This is a genomic window from Pseudomonas onubensis (genome assembly GCF_965653655.1).
Taxonomy (GTDB): Bacteria; Pseudomonadota; Gammaproteobacteria; order Pseudomonadales; family Pseudomonadaceae; genus Aquipseudomonas.
Window position 1 is genome coordinate 18,605 of record NZ_CBFHAZ010000021.1, and the last position, 18,106, is coordinate 36,710.

13 protein-coding genes are annotated in these 18,106 nt (G+C 59.2%); 3 read left to right on the plus strand and 10 right to left on the minus strand.

The window, feature by feature from the left end; translation table 11 throughout:
• Positions 1–13: 13 nt before the first annotated feature.
• The 4 genes from ACTD9P_RS09850 to rpsU form a co-directional block, all read right to left on the minus strand.
• Positions 14–3,757, minus strand: a complete 3,744-nt coding sequence (locus ACTD9P_RS09850; protein WP_438867578.1) for an EAL domain-containing protein — start codon at positions 3,755–3,757, stop codon at positions 14–16.
• Between the two features lie 137 nt (positions 3,758–3,894).
• Positions 3,895–5,745, minus strand: coding sequence for an RNA polymerase sigma factor RpoD (gene rpoD, locus ACTD9P_RS09855; protein WP_219269544.1), 1,851 nt, complete (start codon positions 5,743–5,745; stop codon positions 3,895–3,897).
• A 67-nt stretch (positions 5,746–5,812) separates the two neighbouring features.
• On the minus strand, positions 5,813–7,783 hold the full coding sequence (gene dnaG / locus ACTD9P_RS09860) for a DNA primase (protein ID WP_438867580.1): 1,971 nt from the start codon (positions 7,781–7,783) through the stop codon (positions 5,813–5,815).
• Between the two features lie 452 nt (positions 7,784–8,235).
• Positions 8,236–8,451, minus strand: coding sequence for a 30S ribosomal protein S21 (gene rpsU, locus ACTD9P_RS09865; RefSeq protein WP_002551877.1), 216 nt, complete (start codon positions 8,449–8,451; stop codon positions 8,236–8,238).
• 203 nt (positions 8,452–8,654) lie between these two features.
• Here rpsU and tsaD point away from each other — a divergent pair, with 203 nt between their 5' ends.
• Positions 8,655–9,680: a tRNA (adenosine(37)-N6)-threonylcarbamoyltransferase complex transferase subunit TsaD gene (gene tsaD, locus ACTD9P_RS09870; protein ID WP_438867581.1), complete on the plus strand. Its 1,026-nt coding sequence runs from the start codon at positions 8,655–8,657 to the stop codon at positions 9,678–9,680.
• 34 nt (positions 9,681–9,714) lie between these two features.
• Here tsaD and plsY read toward each other — a convergent pair whose 3' ends face one another.
• Positions 9,715–10,284 (minus strand): glycerol-3-phosphate 1-O-acyltransferase PlsY, encoded by a 570-nt coding sequence (plsY, locus tag ACTD9P_RS09875; RefSeq protein WP_438867582.1) that lies wholly within the window; start codon positions 10,282–10,284, stop codon positions 9,715–9,717.
• A 72-nt stretch (positions 10,285–10,356) separates the two neighbouring features.
• Here plsY and folB point away from each other — a divergent pair, with 72 nt between their 5' ends.
• Both folB and folK read left to right on the plus strand, forming a co-directional pair.
• The gene (folB, locus tag ACTD9P_RS09880) at positions 10,357–10,710 is read left to right on the plus strand and encodes a dihydroneopterin aldolase (protein ID WP_017138053.1); all 354 of its coding nucleotides are present in this window, start codon (positions 10,357–10,359) and stop codon (positions 10,708–10,710) included.
• On the plus strand, positions 10,701–11,219 hold the full coding sequence (gene folK / locus ACTD9P_RS09885; RefSeq protein WP_438867583.1) for a 2-amino-4-hydroxy-6-hydroxymethyldihydropteridine diphosphokinase: 519 nt from the start codon (positions 10,701–10,703) through the stop codon (positions 11,217–11,219). The genes folB and folK overlap by 10 nt, the downstream gene beginning before the upstream one ends.
• A 117-nt stretch (positions 11,220–11,336) precedes the next feature.
• Here folK and ACTD9P_RS09890 read toward each other — a convergent pair whose 3' ends face one another.
• The 5 genes from ACTD9P_RS09890 to glpE all read right to left on the minus strand — a co-directional run bounded on the left by ACTD9P_RS09890 (position 11,337) and on the right by glpE (position 18,101).
• The gene (locus ACTD9P_RS09890; protein ID WP_438867585.1) at positions 11,337–12,566 is read right to left on the minus strand and encodes a multifunctional CCA addition/repair protein; all 1,230 of its coding nucleotides are present in this window, start codon (positions 12,564–12,566) and stop codon (positions 11,337–11,339) included.
• A 63-nt stretch (positions 12,567–12,629) separates the two neighbouring features.
• On the minus strand, positions 12,630–14,195 hold the full coding sequence (locus tag ACTD9P_RS09895) for a SpoVR family protein (protein WP_438867586.1): 1,566 nt from the start codon (positions 14,193–14,195) through the stop codon (positions 12,630–12,632).
• The gene (locus ACTD9P_RS09900; RefSeq protein WP_017138057.1) at positions 14,192–15,463 is read right to left on the minus strand and encodes a YeaH/YhbH family protein; all 1,272 of its coding nucleotides are present in this window, start codon (positions 15,461–15,463) and stop codon (positions 14,192–14,194) included. Before ACTD9P_RS09900 ends, ACTD9P_RS09895 begins: the two co-directional genes overlap by 4 nt.
• Positions 15,464–15,563: 100 nt before the next feature.
• Positions 15,564–17,486 carry a PrkA family serine protein kinase gene (locus ACTD9P_RS09905; RefSeq protein WP_026013778.1) on the minus strand — a complete coding sequence of 641 codons (1,923 nt, stop codon included), beginning with the start codon at positions 17,484–17,486 and terminating at the stop codon, positions 15,564–15,566.
• A gap of 285 nt (positions 17,487–17,771) precedes the next feature.
• Entirely contained in the window at positions 17,772–18,101 is a 330-nt protein-coding gene (gene glpE, locus ACTD9P_RS09910) for a thiosulfate sulfurtransferase GlpE (RefSeq protein WP_438867587.1), read from the minus strand.
• Positions 18,102–18,106 lie beyond the last annotated feature (5 nt).

The window sequence follows — 18,106 nt, forward strand, 5'->3', positions numbered from 1 at the left end:
AGTAGGACGCGGATTATAGCGACGGTTTCCGTGCTGTGCCATCCGAAAAGTCTGAAACCCGCATATGAAGAAAAGTCTCGGCAAAAAGCTCCGGCGGCAGCGGCAGGCTGACGATGTAGCCTTGCATCTGTTCACAGCCTTCGGCGGCGAGGAAGGCTTGTTGTGCGGGGTTTTCCACGCCTTCGGCGATGATGGTGAATTGCATGCTGTGGCCCAGGGCGATGATGGCGCGCACGATTGCGGCGTCGTGGGGGTCGTCGGGCAGGCCGCGCACGAAGGACTGGTCGATCTTGAGGAAATCCAGTGGCAGGCGCTTGAGGTAGCTGAGGGATGAATAGCCGGTGCCAAAGTCGTCGATGGCCAGTTGCACGCCCAGGTGCTTGAGTTGGTGCAGCACTTCGAGGGCTTCTTCGGCCTGGCTCATGATGAAGTTTTCGGTGATCTCCAGTTGCAGGCAACCGGGCTCCAAGTGGTAGTCGTGCAGCAGTTGTTCGATGCGCGCCAGCAGGTTGGGGTGGCGCAGTTGCGCGCCGGCGAGGTTGACTGACAGTGGGCCGAAGTCGTCGAAGGCGTGTTTCCACGCGTGCATCTGCCGGCAGGCTTGTTCCAGTACCCAATCGCCAATTTGCAGGATCATGCCGTTCTCTTCGGCCAGGGCGATGAAGTGTTCCGGCGGCACGTCGCCAAAGGTCGGGTGGTGCCAGCGAATCAAGGCTTCGGCGCCGATCAGTTCCTGGGTGATCAGGCTGAGCTTGGGTTGGTAGTACAGAAACAGCTCTTCACGCTCGATGGCGCGGCGCAGTTCGTGTTCGAGGGCCACGCGTTCGTTGGCTTGGGCGGTGAGGTCCTGGGTGTAGCTTTCGACCCGGTTGCGGCCTTTGGCCTTGGAGCGGTACATCGCGGCGTCGGCGTTTTTGACCAGGGTGGCGACGTCGATGCCGTCCTGCGGATACAGGCTGGTGCCGATGCTGGCGCTGATAAAGAACTCATGCTCGCCGGCCTGGAACGGCGGGGTGAAACAGGCGAGCAGTTTATTGGCCAGGTGTTCGGCATCGCTGGCTTGTTGCAGGCCGGGCAGCAGGATGATGAATTCGTCGCCGCCCAGGCGTGCCACGGTGTCGATGTCGCGCAATTGTTCCTTGAGGCGCACGGCGATGTCCTTGAGCAGCAGGTCGCCGACGGGGTGGCCGAGGCTGTCGTTGATATGCTTGAACCGGTCCAGGTCGAGGAACAGCACGGCGCCTTGGTTGCCGGTTTCTTCCTGGCTGTTGAGGGCAGCTTGCAGTCGGCTTTCAAACAGGGTGCGGTTGGGCAGGCCGGTCAGTGGGTCGTGGTGCGCCTGATAGTCGAGGCGAGCCTGGGCGTGCTTGAGGCTGGAGATATCGGCAAACACGGCAACAAAGTGCGTGATCAACTGGTCGCGGTTGCGCACGGCGCTGATGGTCAGCCAACTGGGGTACAGCTCGCCGTTTTTGCGGCGGTTGGAAATCTCGCCCTGCCAATGACCGTGGGCCGTCAATTGATGCCACATCGCCGCATAGAACGCGCTGTCATGCAGGCCGGAAGCGAGCAGGCGCGGCGTGCTGCCGAGGGCTTCGGCTTCGCTGTAGCCGGTAATTTCGCTGAAGGCACGGTTGACGGCGCTGATGTTCTGCCGGGTGTCGGTGATCAATACGCCCTCGGCGGTGCTCTCGAATACGGTGGCGGCCTGCTGCAGTTTTTCCTGCATCACTTGGCGCTCGGTGATGTCGCGGGCGATGGTCAAGATGCAGTCTTCCTCGCCGATGGGTAGCGGGCGGCTGGACACTTCGCACAGGCGAATCGAACCGTCGGCGCGACGGATATGGCAGACGAAGTCGCGCACAAAACCGTCGCGCTGCATCAATTCCAGCAGGTGCTTGCGTTCGTTGAGGTCGACCCAGATGCCCAGGTCCAGGGTCGACTGGTCGAGTGAACTGGCGCTGGTGAAGCCCGTCAGGCGGGTGAAGCCTTCGTTCACTTCGATCAAACGCCCGTCGCGCTGGCGGCTGAGCAGCAAGCCATCGGGTGAGGCGTGGAAGGCCTTGGCGAATTTCTCTTCGGAGGTTTGCAGCAGTTGCTGGGTTTCCTTGAGTTGGGTGATGTCCCGCACCACCACCACCAAGGCTTCGGTGGTGTCGAGTTGGAACGGCTCGGCGGAGATCAGCCCGGTAAACGCTTGGCCATTGCTGCGCAGAAACGGCATTTCCAGGTTGCGGATGCTGGTGGTCTGCACACGTTGCAGCAGGTCGGGGCCGACGCCTTGAACCCCCCAGATATTCAGTTCGGTCGCAGTTTTGCCCACCACTTGGTCGGCGCTCAAGCCGATCTGGTCTTCGAATGCTTTGTTCACCTCCAGCAGACAGCCATCAGAGAGGCGGGCGATCACCAGAATGTCCGGGCATTGCTGAAACACCGAGGCAAACTTCTCTTCGGAAAGCTGCAGCGCTTCTTCAGTACGCTTGGCTTCGCTGATATCAATCATCAAGCCGCGCAACACCGGCTCATGGCCGTGCTCGATCAGGCTGACGATATCGCGCACCCACAAGCAACGGCCGTCGGCGGTAATCACCCGGTAATCGAGGCTGTGATCGCGGTTGGCACGGGTTTCCCGGTAGCAGTATGCCTCTGCGCGGGTCAGGTCGGCGGGGTGGATGATGTTGCGCCAGAAGCCTGGAATCAGCCAATGGGCACGGGGATAACCCAGCAAGTCTTCGGCGTGGGGCGACACGTAGCTGTAGGTGAAGTCGGTGATGCTGGCTTCCCAGGCAATCGCGGACAGGCTCTCCACCAGGCCACGATAATGGTATTCACTGCTGCGCAATTCTTGCTCAAGGGCAACCCGCCGGGCAATTTCCGAGCTGAGCCGGCGGTTGATGCGAATCACGATGGCCAGCACTGTGCTCAACAGCAGGACCGCCGGCAGGCCGTACATGAGCAAATCGGCCCAGAAGGTGCGGTGATCGGTGAAGCTGCCGACCCAGTGTTGTTGGATTGCGTCGGTTTCGTCGGAGCTGAGGTCGGCGAGGACTTTGTCCAGGATGCCCACCAGTATTTTCTGATCGCGCGGCACGCCCATCGCCAACTGGTAGCGGTAGGGCGTTTCGCCACTGACGTATAAACCATCCAGCTTGAGCTGGCGCAGGCTCCAGACGCTGGAGGCGAGGTCGCCGACAACCGCATCCACTTCATCGGTGGCCAGGGCTTGCAGTGTCGAGCTGACGTTGGGCATGGCCACCAGGTTGAGGTCGGGGTGGTGGGTGCGCAACAATTCGTGCGGCGCGTAGTTGTCCACCACGGCAATCTTCAGGCCGTACAGGTCTTTGAGGTTGCGCGGTTTCGCGCCGCCCTCATGGGCGAGGATGACGATGGGAAAGTCCAGGTACGGGCGCGTAAAGGCCAGGTAGTTCTGGCGCTCGGGCGTCGACATGATGCCGGGCAGCAGGTCGAGCCGGTTGTTTTTCGCCTGGTCGAGTACGGCGGTCCAGTTTGCCGGCTCGATGAGCTTGATCCGCACGCCCAGGCGGTCCTGGATCAGGCGTACATAGTCGGCAGCAAGGCCTTGATATCGGCCATTTTCATCACGGTATTCGAAGGGCGGCCAAGAAGCGTCCACCCCCAGGCGCAGCTCCTGATGGTCCGCCAGCCAGCCACGCTCATCATCAGTAAGAGTCAACGCGCCAGCCGTTGCGGTCCAGGTCAGCAGCGACAGCAGTATCACGGTCGGCAGTCTGGGCATAACGGTCTCGTTATGGCACGGGGAATGTGTCGAGTGTAGACGGGCATTGCGGGGGGAGGGGTATTGCGGGGGAAGTTAATCTGTAGAAATTAATCTATAGAAAACAAAACCCCCGGCCTGGGCCGGGGGTTTTGGTATCACTCGTCGAGGAAGGAGCGCAGATGCTCGCTTCGCGTCGGGTGGCGCAACTTGCGCAGCGCCTTGGCTTCGATCTGACGGATCCGCTCGCGGGTCACATCAAACTGCTTACCGACTTCCTCAAGGGTGTGATCGGTATTCATGTCGATGCCGAAACGCATGCGCAGTACCTTGGCTTCACGGGCAGTGAGGCCGGACAGTACGTCGCGAGTCGCTTCTTTAAGGCTCTCAACAGTGGCGACATCGATTGGCGACTGCATGGTCGAGTCTTCGATGAAGTCACCCAGATGGGAGTCTTCGTCATCACCAATCGGCGTTTCCATGGAGATCGGCTCTTTAGCGATCTTCAATACCTTGCGGATTTTATCCTCAGGCATTTCCATGCGTTCGCCCAGCTCTTCCGGGGTCGGTTCGCGACCCATTTCCTGCAACATCTGCCGGGAAATACGGTTGAGCTTGTTGATTGTCTCGATCATGTGCACCGGAATACGGATGGTGCGGGCCTGGTCGGCGATCGAGCGAGTGATCGCCTGACGGATCCACCAGGTGGCATAAGTCGAGAACTTGTAGCCGCGACGGTATTCGAACTTGTCCACCGCCTTCATCAAGCCGATGTTGCCTTCCTGGATCAGATCGAGGAATTGCAGGCCACGGTTGGTGTACTTCTTGGCGATCGAGATCACCAGACGCAAGTTTGCTTCAACCATCTCTTTCTTCGCGCGGCGGGCCTTGGCCTCACCGATCGACATGCGACGGTTGATGTCTTTGATTTCAGCAATCGTCAGACCGGTTTCGGTTTGCAGCGCGATCAGCTTTTGCTGGCAACGAATGATGTCCGGTTGCAAGCGGCCAATGGCTTCGGCGTATTTGCCTTTGCCCTTGGCGAGGCCGTCGGACCAGCTTTCGTCTACTTCATTGCCCGGGAACTGGCGCAGGAAGTCGGCACGCGGCATGCGTGCATCACGCACACACAGCTGCATGATTGCGCGCTCTTGAGCACGCAGGCGCTCAAGGGCACTGCGAACACGCTCAACCAGGCCTTCAAATTGCTTGGGCACCAGCTTGATCGGCATGAACAGCTCAGCCAGGGCCACCAGCTCGGCAATTACCAGCTTGTTGGCGCGACCGTGCTTTTTCAGAGCCTTGCGGGTGATTTCCATTTGATCGGAAACCGCACCGAAACGCTGGGCTGCGATGATCGGGTCCGGACCGCTTTCAACTTCGTCTTCGTCGTCGCTGCTGGCTTCAGCATCGTCGTCTTCGGCTTCGTCGTCGGCTTTCGCGGCTTTCGCATCGACAGGCGGCGGCACTTCGGCGGCAGGCGGCGCAATGCCGTCATCCGGGTCGATGTAGCCACTCAGAACGTCGGACAGGCGACCACCTTCGGTGGTAACGCGGGTGTACTCGGAGAGAATATGGTCAACCGTGCCTGGGAAGTGCGCAATAGCGCCCATCACTTCACGGATGCCCTCTTCGATACGCTTGGCGATTTCGATTTCGCCTTCGCGTGTCAGCAGCTCCACGGTACCCATTTCACGCATATACATGCGCACCGGGTCCGTTGTGCGGCCGATATCGGTCTCCACCGCAGCCAACGCGGCGGCGGCTTCTTCAGCGGCGGCTTCGTCGGTATCGGCGTCGGCCAGCATAAGGGAATCCTTATCTGGCGCAGTTTCGAATACGTTGATCCCCATGTCGTTAATCATGCGGATGATGTCTTCCACCTGCTCTGGATCTGAAATATCCTCAGGCAGGTGGTCGTTGACCTCCGCGTAAGTCAGGTAACCCTGCTCACGACCCAGTGTGATCAACTCTTTGATACGAGACTGCTGTTGCGCTTTTCCGGACATAACACCCTATCCACTGAAGGTCTTGGCGGGCAAAAAACAAGCCGAGGATTATACCCGAGCTATGACCTCACACGCCAGCTGAGGTCGGGTTTGATGTGCAAACATTCTGTTTTAAGAGGTCGCGCATCTGTTTTGCTATCTGAATTTGCTCTTCAGCCGACAAACCCGGCTGTCTTGCTCGCTTGATCAGCTCATCCAGGGTCTGAGTGTGCTGACCTGCGGATAACCTAGTAATGGTGTCTAAAAACTGTTGTTCAAGGTTGTCGCCGTCAATTAGCCACTCCTTTTCCGCCAATGCTTTGAGCAAGCGTCCTTGTTCGGTGCCATGCCAGCGAGCCATCAGTTGAATTGAGTTTAGCTTAGGATTTTTCTGTACCGCCTCGATCAAGGCGATCAGTACCTGAGCATAAGTGTTGCTCTCGTTGGCAAAGTGATCGGCGCTTTCAACTTTTTTCGCCAATTGCGGGTGGTGAATAAGTGTGCGCAGTGCAATGAGCGTTGGAGCTTCGACAGCGACAGGCGTTCGCGGCGTGTAAGCCTCGTCACGGTCCCCGCGCTTGCCGCCCTTGCTCCAGGGTTTTTTGTCCCATTTTTTGCCGCCGGCGCCAGGTTTTTTCGGTGTCCACTCCTGCTGGGGCGCGTAGGCTTCCTGCGGTTGGTGGAAGTCGGAATAATCCGGCATGGCGTCGTAATCCATGCCTGGGTCGTAGGCCGGTGGTGCTCCCTGCGGCGCGCTGTGCACCAGTTGGCTGACGGCCTCGCCACTCAAGCCGGTGATTTCCAGCAGGCGCATGCGCATCAGCGATTTCAGGTTGGCGCCCGGTACTTTGTCGATCAGCGGTGCTGCGAGGGTGGCCATGTGGGCCTTGCCTTCGAGGGAGCGCGGGTCGGCTTCTTCGGTCAATTGCTGGAAGAAATAGTCCGCCAGCGGCTGCGCGTGTTGATTGATGCGGGCACGGAAGGCGTCGGTGCCTTCGGAGCGCACCAGTGTGTCCGGGTCTTCGCCTTCGGGCAGGAACAGAAAGCGCGCGCGGCGTCCGTCCTGCAGACTCGACAACGTGGCTTCGAGCGCACGCCAGGCGGCGTTGCGGCCAGCCTGGTCGCCGTCGAAACAGAACAGTACGCTGGGCACCACGCGAAACAGGCGCTTCATGTGTTCTTCGCTGGTAGCGGTGCCCAGCGTAGCGACGGCATTGCGCAGGCCCTGCTGGGCCAGGGCAATCACGTCCATGTAGCCTTCCACCACGATGATTTCATCGAGGTTGCGATTGTTCTTGCGTGCTTCAAACAGGCCGTAGAGTTCCTGACCCTTGTGAAACACCGGTGTTTCCGGGGAGTTCAGGTACTTGGGCTTGTCGTCACCCAATACGCGACCACCAAAAGCGATGATGCGGCCACGGCTGTCGCGGATCGGAAACATTACGCGGTCGCGGAAGCGGTCATAGCGCTTGCCGGTCTCGGCGTTTTCCACCAGCAGGCCGGCATCGATCATGGCCTTCTGCTGCAGCGTGTCGCTGCTCAAGTGTTTGTACAGGTTGTCCCAGCCCGGCGGGGCGAAGCCCAGGCCAAAATCCCGGGCGATCTCACCGGTGAGGCCTCGGCCCTTGAGGTACTCGACGGCGGCCTTGCGCTGCGGATGGCTTTTAAGCGCCTGACGGTAGAAGTCGGCAGCGGCCGTCAGCAGCGGGTACAGCGGCGAATCAGTCGGTTGGCGCGGCTTGTGCGGGCGGCCACTTTCTTCGCGGGGGATTTCCATGCCGGCGGCTTTAGCCAGTTCCTCGACAGCCTGGGGGAAGTCCAGGTTGTCGTGGTCCATGATAAAGCCGAGGGCGTTGCCGCCTGCGCCACAACCGAAGCAGTAGTAGAACTGCTTGTCGGGGCTGACGCTGAATGACGGGGTTTTTTCTTTGTGGAACGGGCAGCAGGCGGTGTAGTTCTTGCCGGCCTTCTTCATTTGCACGCGCGAGCTGACAACATCGACGATGTCGGTGCGGTTAAGAAGGTCGTCAATAAAACTCTGGGGAATCAGCCCGGCCATGGCGTTCTCGTCATCACTGCGTGTAAATGAGGGCCCGTGAAGTGATCAAGCGCGCGTATCGAGTGCTCGAACATCTGTCGTTTATATGGGGAGTGTATCTGCCGAGCATTCACTGACGTTAATTTCTATCAGTCTTCGGCTTGGAATGTTGCCCGTGCGTCCGGTGTTGGCCAATAGTGGCCTCGGAAACGCCTTGATGGGCACAGCCGACACAGTTGATCGTCTGTTTGTAGAAATCTGTGTTGCAAGAAAAAGGGGTGTGCTCGTCAGTAGCCTTGTTAGGCTCGTCAGAAGAGACGCGCACCGCTGGCAGAAGAGCCAGTCCTGACGTGTGAAGCAGTGTCTCGGTCGCGTGTGCGGCGTCGACGGTGAAGCATCAAGCGATATCCGCAAATGCCAACAGCCCGGCTGAGGGCCGGGCTTGGCAGAAGCTTGCTACGTAAGTCTGTGTATTAGTACAGACGAACGGCGCGGCGCTGTTCGCGCTGAACTTTCTTGGCGTGACGCTTAACAGCGGCTGCTGCTTTACGCTTACGCTCAGAAGTAGGCTTCTCATAAAATTCGCGGCTACGAACTTCAGCCAGAACACCGGCTTTTTCGCAGGAGCGCTTGAAACGACGCAGAGCTACGTCGAAGGGTTCGTTCTCTTTTACTTTGACGGCTGGCATCCAGAGCTACCTTCTTTCATTACCGGGAATCAACGTTCTCGTCGCAAAAAATTCGCGGCTGAGGTCGTCGGTTTTTAAGGGTTGCGGATGTTAACCCCTCATTGACCGGAATGCAAAGCCTCTGATCGAAAACCGCTAGTCGGGAGGGGGAGTGGCGACTATTATGCGCGCCTTCGAATTCAGCCTCTACAAGGCGCAAACCCATGCTAGTACTGGGACTTGAAACCTCCTGCGACGAAACCGGTGTCGCACTTTACGACAATGAACGCGGGCTTTTGGCCGATGCGCTGTTCAGTCAGATCGACCTGCACCGCGCCTATGGCGGGGTGGTGCCGGAGCTGGCCAGCCGTGATCACGTCAAGCGCATGCTGCCCTTGATTCGCCAGGTGTTGGACGAGGCCGGCTGCGTGCCGACCGAGATCGACGCGATCGCCTACACCGCAGGCCCCGGATTGGTCGGAGCCCTTCTGGTTGGGGCCTCTTGCGCCCAGGCGCTGGCATTTGCCTGGGGCATTCCGGCCCTTGGCGTGCACCATATGGAAGGCCATTTACTGGCACCGATGCTGGAAAAAACACCGCCGCAGTTCCCGTTCGTCGCTTTGTTGGTTTCCGGGGGCCATACGCAGTTGGTTCAGGTGGATGGAATTGGCCAATACACGCTTTTGGGGGAGTCGCTGGACGACGCCGCCGGCGAAGCTTTCGACAAAACCGCGAAGATGATGGGCCTCAATTATCCCGGTGGCCCGGAAATCGCGCGGCTGGCCGAAAAAGGCGTGCCGGGCCGCTACGCGTTCCCGCGCCCGATGTGCGACCGCCCAGGCCTGATGTTCAGCTTCAGCGGCTTGAAAACCTCCGCGCTGAACACGTGGCAGCAAAGCGTCAGCGCCGGGGACGACAGTGAACAAGCCCGTTGCGACATCGCGCTGGCGTTCCAGCAGGCCGTGGTGGAGACTTTGACCATCAAGTGCAAGCGCGCCCTGAAACAGGCGGGTATGCAGCGCCTGGTGATCGCAGGCGGTGTCAGCGCCAACAAGGCGTTGCGCACCTCGCTGGAAAAAATGCTCGGCGACATGAAGGGGGATGTGTTTTACGCACGCCCTGAGTTCTGCACCGACAACGGCGCGATGATTGCCTACGCCGGTTGCCAGCGCTTGCAGGCCGGGCAGCGCGAAAGCCTGGCGATCAGCGTGCAGGCACGCTGGCCGATGGAGCAGCTTTCGCCTTTGTAAGCGGATTGGCCTGAGCCGGGCTCATCAACGGTATTTAAAAATGCCGTTCGCGCCCGGCAAACAGGTCGCGTAAATTGCCGCGGTGGCGCCACACGATCAGCAGTGTCAGTACGCTCATCGGCAGCAACGCCGCCGGTGCCTGCCAGGCCAGCAACGGCAGGGTGAGTGGCGTTGCGATCAGTGCGGCCAGCGAGCTGGTGCGGGTCAGGTAGAACGTCAGCAGCCAGGCCAGCACGGCCAGCAGCGCTGCCGGAGGGTAAACCCCCAGCAGCATGCCGGCCGCGGTCGCGACGCCTTTGCCGCCGCGAAAGCGGAAGTACAGCGGAAACAGATGGCCCAGGACGGCGCACACGCCCACCCAGGCCTGCTGTTGCAAGGTAAAACCGGCGAAGCTGGCGATCAGTACGGGCAGCAAGCCCTTGCAGAGGTCGCCCAGCAGCGTCAGTACGGCGAGTTTCTTGCCGGCCAGGCGCAACATATTGGTGGCGCCGGCATTGCCTGAGCCACTCATTCGCGGGTCGGGATTTCCCGTCAGGCGGCTGAGCAAAATGGCAAAGGACAGCGAGCCGAGCAGGTAGGCGAGAATCGCCAGTAACCAAAACATGCTAACTATTCCGGGCGAGGACGCCCTGATTCTAACGGGGCAATGCGCCCTTGTCGTGCTGCGGAGAAGAGCTTGGACAGAGTGTTTATCGAAGGCCTGGAAGTCGACACCGTGATCGGGGCCTACGACTGGGAGCGCGGCATCAAGCAATGCCTGCGCCTGGACCTGAGCTTCGCCTGGGACAATCGCCCGGCGGCTGCCGGTGACGACCTGACCCTGGCGCTGGATTACGCCAGTGTGTCCACGCGCATCCAGGCCTTTGCCGAGCAATCCCAGTACCAACTGGTGGAAACCTTTGCCGAGCGGCTGGCCGAAGTGCTGATGAACGAATTCCAGATTCCCTGGCTGCACCTCAAATTGACCAAGCCCGGCGCCGTACCGGCTGCCAAAGGCGTGGGCGTGGAGATCGAGCGCGGATGTCGCTAACTCAGGTTTACCTTGGCCTTGGCAGCAATATTGAGCGCGAGCCGCACCTGCGTGCCGGTTTGGACGCGTTGGCGAGCTTCTTGACGGATGTACGCTGCTCTGCGGTGTTCGAAAGCCAGCCGGTGGGCATCAAGAGCGGGCCATTTTTCAACCTCGTTGTGTCGGCGTATACCGACCTGCCGTTGATGGAGCTGGATCGCCGTTTGAAATTCATCGAAGCCGACAATGGTCGTTATGCCCCGGACCGCAAAGGGCTGCCGCTGGATATCGACGTGCTGCTGTATGGCGACCTGGTGGGGAATTTCGATGGTTTGATCCTGCCGCGCGCCGAGATCCTGAAGAATGCTTTTGTGTTGTGGCCGTTGTCGTTGATGGCGCCGGATCGTGTGCACCCTGAAGCCGACAAGACAATGGCCGAGTTATGGCGCGATGCGCAGATCGACCAGGTGCTGGCGCCTGTCGGGTTTGAATGGCGGGGCCAGCAGTTGACCCCGAGCGCACTCCTATAGGCACCAAGCTTTCTGTGGCGAGGGAGCTTGCTCCCGCTGGGGTGCGCAGCGCCCCCAAAGCTTGCGACTGCTGCGCAGTCAAGCGGGAGCAAGCTCCCTCGCCACAAAGAGTTACGACTACAGGTTCTGTTGTTCTTTGTAGGCTTTGAGCACCTTGAGCCGCTCACGCTTGAGCGCCTCGCCCAGCTCCGGGCCTTTGAACCCTTTTTCCAGCAAGGGCGCCACCGCTACTTCGCGAGCCGCCTTGGCTGCGCCGCGTAAATAATCCGCTTGTGGATAACTTCTGTGTTCCAGGCCTTTGCGACCACGGGCGTCCATTTCACAACTCACCACAAACTCTTCAAAGCGCTGTGGCCGGCGATACACGTCAAAACTTTGCAGCAGCTCCAGCAATGTCGAGGCTTTGAGCTCCAGTGCACGGTGGCCATGGGTGTGATATTGGCCGACCAGCAGGGCCAGTTCCTGGCAATCCTTCGGCACCTTGAAGCGTTCATTGACCGCCTTGATCAGCATCAAGCCCGTATGTTCGTGGGCAATGTGCTGTGGCAACTTATCCACAGGCGTCAAGCCTTTGCCCAGGTCGTGCAGCAGGCAGGCCCAGCGCACGGTCAGCGGCTGCTGATGCAAGGCGGCCTGTTCAAGCACGCTCAAGGTATGGATGCCGGTGTCGATTTCCGGGTGGTGGGCTTCAGGTTGTGGCACGCCAAACAGCGCATTCACTTCAGGCATCAGGGTTTTCAGCGCGTCGCAGTCGCGCAGTACCTGAATGAACACCTGCGGCCGATCCTCCATCAGCGCTCGGGAAATCTCTTTCCAGCTGCGCTCCGGGGTCAAGGCTTGCAGTTCACCGGATTCGCTGAGTTGGCGCATCAATTCCAGGGTTTGCGGGGCAACGGTAAAACCCAGGTGGGCATAACGCGCAGCAAAGCGCGCAACACGCAGCACTCGCAAGGGATCTTCGGCGAACGCGGGGGAAACGTGACGTAAAATCCGTGCTTTGAGGTCGCTCTGGCCGCCATAAGGATCGGTCAGGTTGCCGTCATCATCTTCGGCCATGGCGTTGATGGTCAGGTCGCGGCGAATCAGGTCTTCTTCCAGCGTGACCTCGGGGCTGGCGTGAAACACAAAGCCGCCATAACCCCGACCGCTCTTGCGTTCGGTGCGGGCGAGGGCGTATTCATCGCCGTTCTTTGGGTCCAGAAATACCGGGAAGTCAGCGCCGACAGGCTTATAGCCTCTGGCGAGCATTTCTTCAGTGGTCGCACCCACAACGACGCGATCGATATCGGTGACCTTGAGGCCGAGCAGGCGATCACGCACCGCACCGCCGACTGTGTAGATTTTCATGAAAAAGCCTCCATTAGCGGCACAGGATACCGCCTGTGCCGGACCAATGGAGGCTTTGCTGTTTCAGAGGTGCACGACGGCCAGGTCCAGGCGGCCGTAGTCGTTATCGTTGTGGTCGGTGCGTGGCGGCACATGGTGGGTTTTCATTACCTGATCGCCCTGCAAGGTTTCCAGATGAATGTCGAAGCCCCACAGCCGGTGCAGGTGTTTGAGCACTTCCTCGGTGGATTCGCCCAGGGGTTTGCGGTCGTGCTGCTGGTGACGCAGGGTCAGCGAGCGGTCGCCGCGTACATCGATGCTGTAGATCTGCACGTTGGGCTCACGGTTGCCGAGGTTGTACTGCGCCGCCAGGGTTTCACGGATGGTGCGGTAGCCGGGCTCATCGTGGATGGCAGGCACCACCAGATCATCCTTGAGGTCGTCATCGAGAATGCTGAACAGCTTGAGGTCGCGAATCACTTGGGGTGACAGGTACTGCAGGATGAAACTCTCATCCTTGAAGCTGCTCATGGCGAACTTGATGGTCGACAGCCAATCGGTGCCAGCGATTTCCGGGAACCAGCGGCGGTCTTCTTCGGTGGGGTGTTCACACATGCGCCGAATGTCGCGGTACATGGCAAAGCCCAGCGCGTAGGGGTTAATGCCGCTGTAATACGGGCTGTCAAAGCCCGGCTGGAACACCACGCTGGTATGGGAGGTGAGGAACTCCATCATGAAACCGTCGGTGACCAGGCCTTCGTCGTACAGGTCATTCATCAAGGTGTAGTGCCAGAACGTCGCCCAGCCTTCGTTCATCACCTGGGTCTGGCGCTGTGGGTAAAAATACTGGGCGATCTTGCGCACAATGCGCACGATTTCCCGCTGCCATGGCTCCAGCAGCGGCGCGTGTTTTTCCAGGAAATACAGGATGTTTTCCTGAGGTTCGGCGGGGAAGCGTGCATTGTCCTTGTCGCTGTTTTTGCCGGCTTTTTTAGGGATCGTGCGCCACAGGTCGTTGATCTGCTTTTGCAGGTGCTCCTCACGCTCCTTCTGGCGCAGGCGTTCTTCCTCGGCAGAAATCGGATACGGGCGTTTGTAGCGGTCGACGCCGTAGTTCATCAGCGCGTGGCAGGAGTCGAGCAGGTCCTCTACCGCGTCGATGCCATGGCGCTCCTCGCATTGCATGATGTACTGCTTGGCGAACACCAGGTAATCGATGATCGAACTGGCATCGGTCCAGGTGCGGAACAGATAGTTGCCCTTGAAGAAGCTGTTATGCCCGTAGCACGCGTGGGCCACCACCAGCGCCTGCATGCAGATGGTGTTTTCTTCCATCAGGTAGGCGATGCACGGGTCGGAGTTGATCACGATCTCGTAGGCCAGGCCCATCTGGCCACGGGTATAGGACTTCTCGGTGCTGAGGAAGTGTTTGCCGTAGGACCAATGGTGGTAGCCCAAGGGCATGCCGACCGAGGCGTAGGCATCCATCATCTGCTCGGCGGTGATCACTTCGATCTGGTTGGGGTAGGTGTCCAGGGCATAACCCGCCGCGATGCGGCTGATTTCCCGGTCATAGGCCTGGATCAGTTCAAAGGTCCACTCGGAGCCAGTGGAAATGGGTTGGCGCTTATGCTCTTTTTTGGCGGTCATGTCACTAACCTGCGCTGGAAGAGTTCACGGAAGACCGGGTAGATATCGCCGGCCGAGACCAGTTGCTGCTGGGCGAACGTATCGGCAAAGGCTTCACCGATGCGCTCGTATTCGAACCACAGGGCCTGGTGCTCACGAGGGGTGATTTCAACGTAGGTGTAGTACTGCACGAACGGCATGATCTGGTTGATCAGGATGTCGCGGCAGATCGGCGAGTCGTCGTTCCAGTTATCGCCGTCGGAGGCTTGCGCGGCGTAGATGTTCCACTCGTTGGCAGGGTAGCGCTCGGCCATGATCTCCTGCATCAGCTTCAAGGCGCTGGACACGATGGTGCCGCCGGTTTCCCGCGAATAGAAGAACTCTTCTTCGTCCACTTCCCGGGCACTGGTGTGATGGCGGATGAACACCACGTCGATCTTGTCGTAGTTACGCTTCAGGAACAGGTACAGCAGGATGAAGAAGCGCTTGGCAATGTCCTTGGTGGCCTGGGTCATGGAGCCGGATACGTCCATCAGGCAGAACATTACCGCCTTGGAGCTGGGGTTGGGTTGCTTCACCAGCAGGTTGTATTTCAGGTCGAAGGTGTCGAGGAACGGCACGCGGTGAATGCGTGCGCTGAGTTTCTCGATTTCCGCCTCGATTTGCTGAATATCGCCGAAGTTATCCGGTTCCTCGCGCTTCAGGCGCGCCAGTTCTTCCTTGGCTTCCTTCAGTTTGGCGCGGCTGCTGCCCGACAGCGCAATACGCCGCGCATGGGCCGAGCGCAGTGTACGAATGATATTGATGCGGGACGGGTTGCCTTCGTTGCTGATCCCCGCGCGCACGGTCTTGAAGGTGTCGGTGCCGGTCAGGTTGCGTTTAACCAGATTGGGCAGTTCCAGGTCTTCGAACATGAACTCGAGGAATTCTTCCTGGGTGATCTGGAACACGAATTCATCCATGCCCTCGCCGGAATTGCCGGCTTTACCCGGGCCTTTACCGCCGCCACCGCCTTGCGGGCGCTGGATATGCTCGCCGGTGGTGAATTCCTTGTTGCCTGGGTGTACGACGGTCTGTTTGCCGCCCCTGCCGTGGTGCAGCACCGGTTCGTCGATGTCGCGTCCGGGAATGCTGATTTGTTCGCCATGTTCCATGTCGGTGATGGAGCGGCGGCTGACGGCCTCTTCTACGGCCTTTTTGATGTGGTCACGGTAACGCCGCAGGAAACGCTGGCGGTTTACCGTGCTTTTGTTCTTGCCATTGAGGCGTCGGTCGATCACATAGCTCATGGGGCCCCTCCGGGGAGCTTCAAGTCGTAAGCGACAAGCTGTAAGTTGGAGCGGCGTGCGCTGTTCTCTTGCAGCTTGTAGCTAGAAGCTTGCAGCTACTTCATTGCGATTTCCGGACCCGTAGGTACCATTCCGACAGAAGCCGTACCTGTTTGTCGGTGTAGCCGCGCTCGACCATGCGTGTAACAAAGTCGTTGTGTTTTTGCTGATCCTCTTTGCTGGCCTTGGCATTGAAGCTGATGACCGGCAGCAGGTCTTCGGTGTTGGAGAACATTTTCTTCTCGATGACCACCCGCAGCTTCTCGTAGCTGAGCCAGGTAGGGTTCTTGCCGTTGTTGTTGGCACGGGCGCGCAGCACGAAGTTGACGATTTCGTTGCGGAAATCCTTCGGATTGCTGATGCCGGCCGGTTTTTCGATCTTTTCCAGTTCCTCGTTGAGGGCTACGCGGTTGAGGATCTCGCCGGTTTCCGGATCGCGGTATTCCTGGTCCTGAATCCAGAAGTCGGCGTACAGCACGTAGCGGTCGAAAATGTTCTGGCCGTACTCGCTGTAGGACTCCAGGTACGCAGTCTGGATTTCCTTGCCGATAAACTCGATGTAGCGCGGCGCCAGGTATTCCTTGAGGAAACGCAGGTAGCGTTCGCGGGTTTCAGCCTGGAATTGCTCCTGTTCGATCTGCTGTTCCAGCACATAGAGCAGGTGCACCGGGTTGGCGGCGATCTCGTGTGGGTCGAAGTTGAAGACTTTGGAGAGGATCTTGAACGCAAAGCGTGTCGACAGGCCGTTCATGCCCTCGTCCACACCCGCCGTATCGCGGTACTCCTGGATCGACTTGGCTTTCGGGTCGGTATCCTTCAGGTTCTCGCCGTCATACACGCGCATCTTCGAGTAGATGTTCGAGTTTTCCGGCTCCTTGAGACGTGAGAGCACGGTGAACTGGGCGAGCATCTTTAAGGTGTCGGGTGCGCAATGCGCCTTGGCCAGGGAACTGTTGAACAGCAGCTTGTCGTAAATCTTGATTTCATCGCTGACCCGCAGGCAGTACGGCACCTTGACGATGTAGATCCGGTCGATGAAGGCTTCGTTGTTCTTGTTGTTGCGGAAGGTGTGCCATTCCGATTCGTTGGAGTGGGCCAGCAGGATCCCGGTAAACGGAATCGCGCCGAGGCCTTCGGTACTGTTGTAGTTACCTTCCTGGGTGGCGGTGAGCAGTGGGTGCAGCACCTTTATCGGCGCCTTGAACATCTCCACGAACTCCATCAGGCCCTGGTTGGCCCGGCACAGCGCGCCCGAATAGCTGTAGGCGTCGGCGTCGTTCTGTGGGAATTCTTCCAGTTTGCGGATATCGACCTTGCCCACCAGCGCCGAGATGTCCTGGTTGTTCTCGTCGCCGGGCTCGGTCTTGGCCACGCCGATCTGGTTGAGAATCGACGGGTAGAGTTTCACCACGCGGAACTGGCTGATGTCGCCGCCAAACTCCGACAGGCGCTTGGTGGCCCATGGCGACATGATGGTGTTGAGGTAGCGGCGTGGGATGCCGAAGTCTTCTTCGAGGATCGCGCCATCTTCCGTGGCGTTGAACAACCCCAAAGGCGACTCGAACACCGGCGAACCCTTGATCGCGTAGAAGGGCACCTTCTCGATCAGTTGTTTGAGTTTTTCCGCCAGGGACGACTTGCCGCCGCCGACCGGGCCGAGCAGGTAGAGGATTTGTTTCTTCTCTTCCAGGCCTTGGGCGGCATGCCGGAAGTAGGAGACGATCTGATCGATGCATTCTTCCATGCCATGGAAGTCTTCAAAGGCCGGGTAGCGGCGGATCACCTTGTTGGAGAATATTCGCGACAGGCGCGAATTATTCGAGGTGTCCACCAGCTCCGGCTCACCAATCGCCAATAGCAGGCGTTCGGCGGCAGATGCGTAGGTGCTGCGGTCCTTTTTGCACAGCTCGAGATACTCCTGCAGGGTGAGTTCTTCCTGCTGGGTGGACTCGAAGCGTTGTTGGAAGTGGCTAAAGATACTCATGACGTCGTCACCTCGCTCGATACGTGGAGCCGACGCCGGATCAATCAGTCGATGCTGGCAGCCATTGGCGATCGCCACTGGCTGTTTTCCCCCCAGAACACCCTGAAACGCTACCGATGACCCGCACGCCGGTGTACCGGCTCTCCCCTGATTCGGATGGCCTGCGCTTAAGGATAGTTCGGAATCCGGGAGGTCAAGGCGCGATGCGCAATTAGTTTGGCTGCGCCGTTCGTCAGAAACGGCGCAAGCCCAAGCGTCACGCGGGGTGGCGGGGTGTGAAAAAAATTATTGCGAATTGTCGGAGGCAATTTCTGCAGGATAGGTCGTACGCCACAGCTCGAAGCCACCGTCCAGGCTATAGACGTCGGAGAAGCCCTGGCTGATCAGATAGGCCGCTGCACTCTGGCTGGAATTGCCGTGGTAGCAGGCCACGATCACCGGCGCGTCGAGGTCGGCGGCACGGATGAAATCCTGGATGTTGTGGTTATCCAGATGCTGCGCGCCGCTGATGTGGCTTGCTGCATAGGTCGGCTGGTCGCGGATGTCGACCACCACGGCGCCTTGCTCGCGCAGGGCCTGGGCTTGTTCGGGAGGGATACGTTTGAATTCGCTCATGGTGG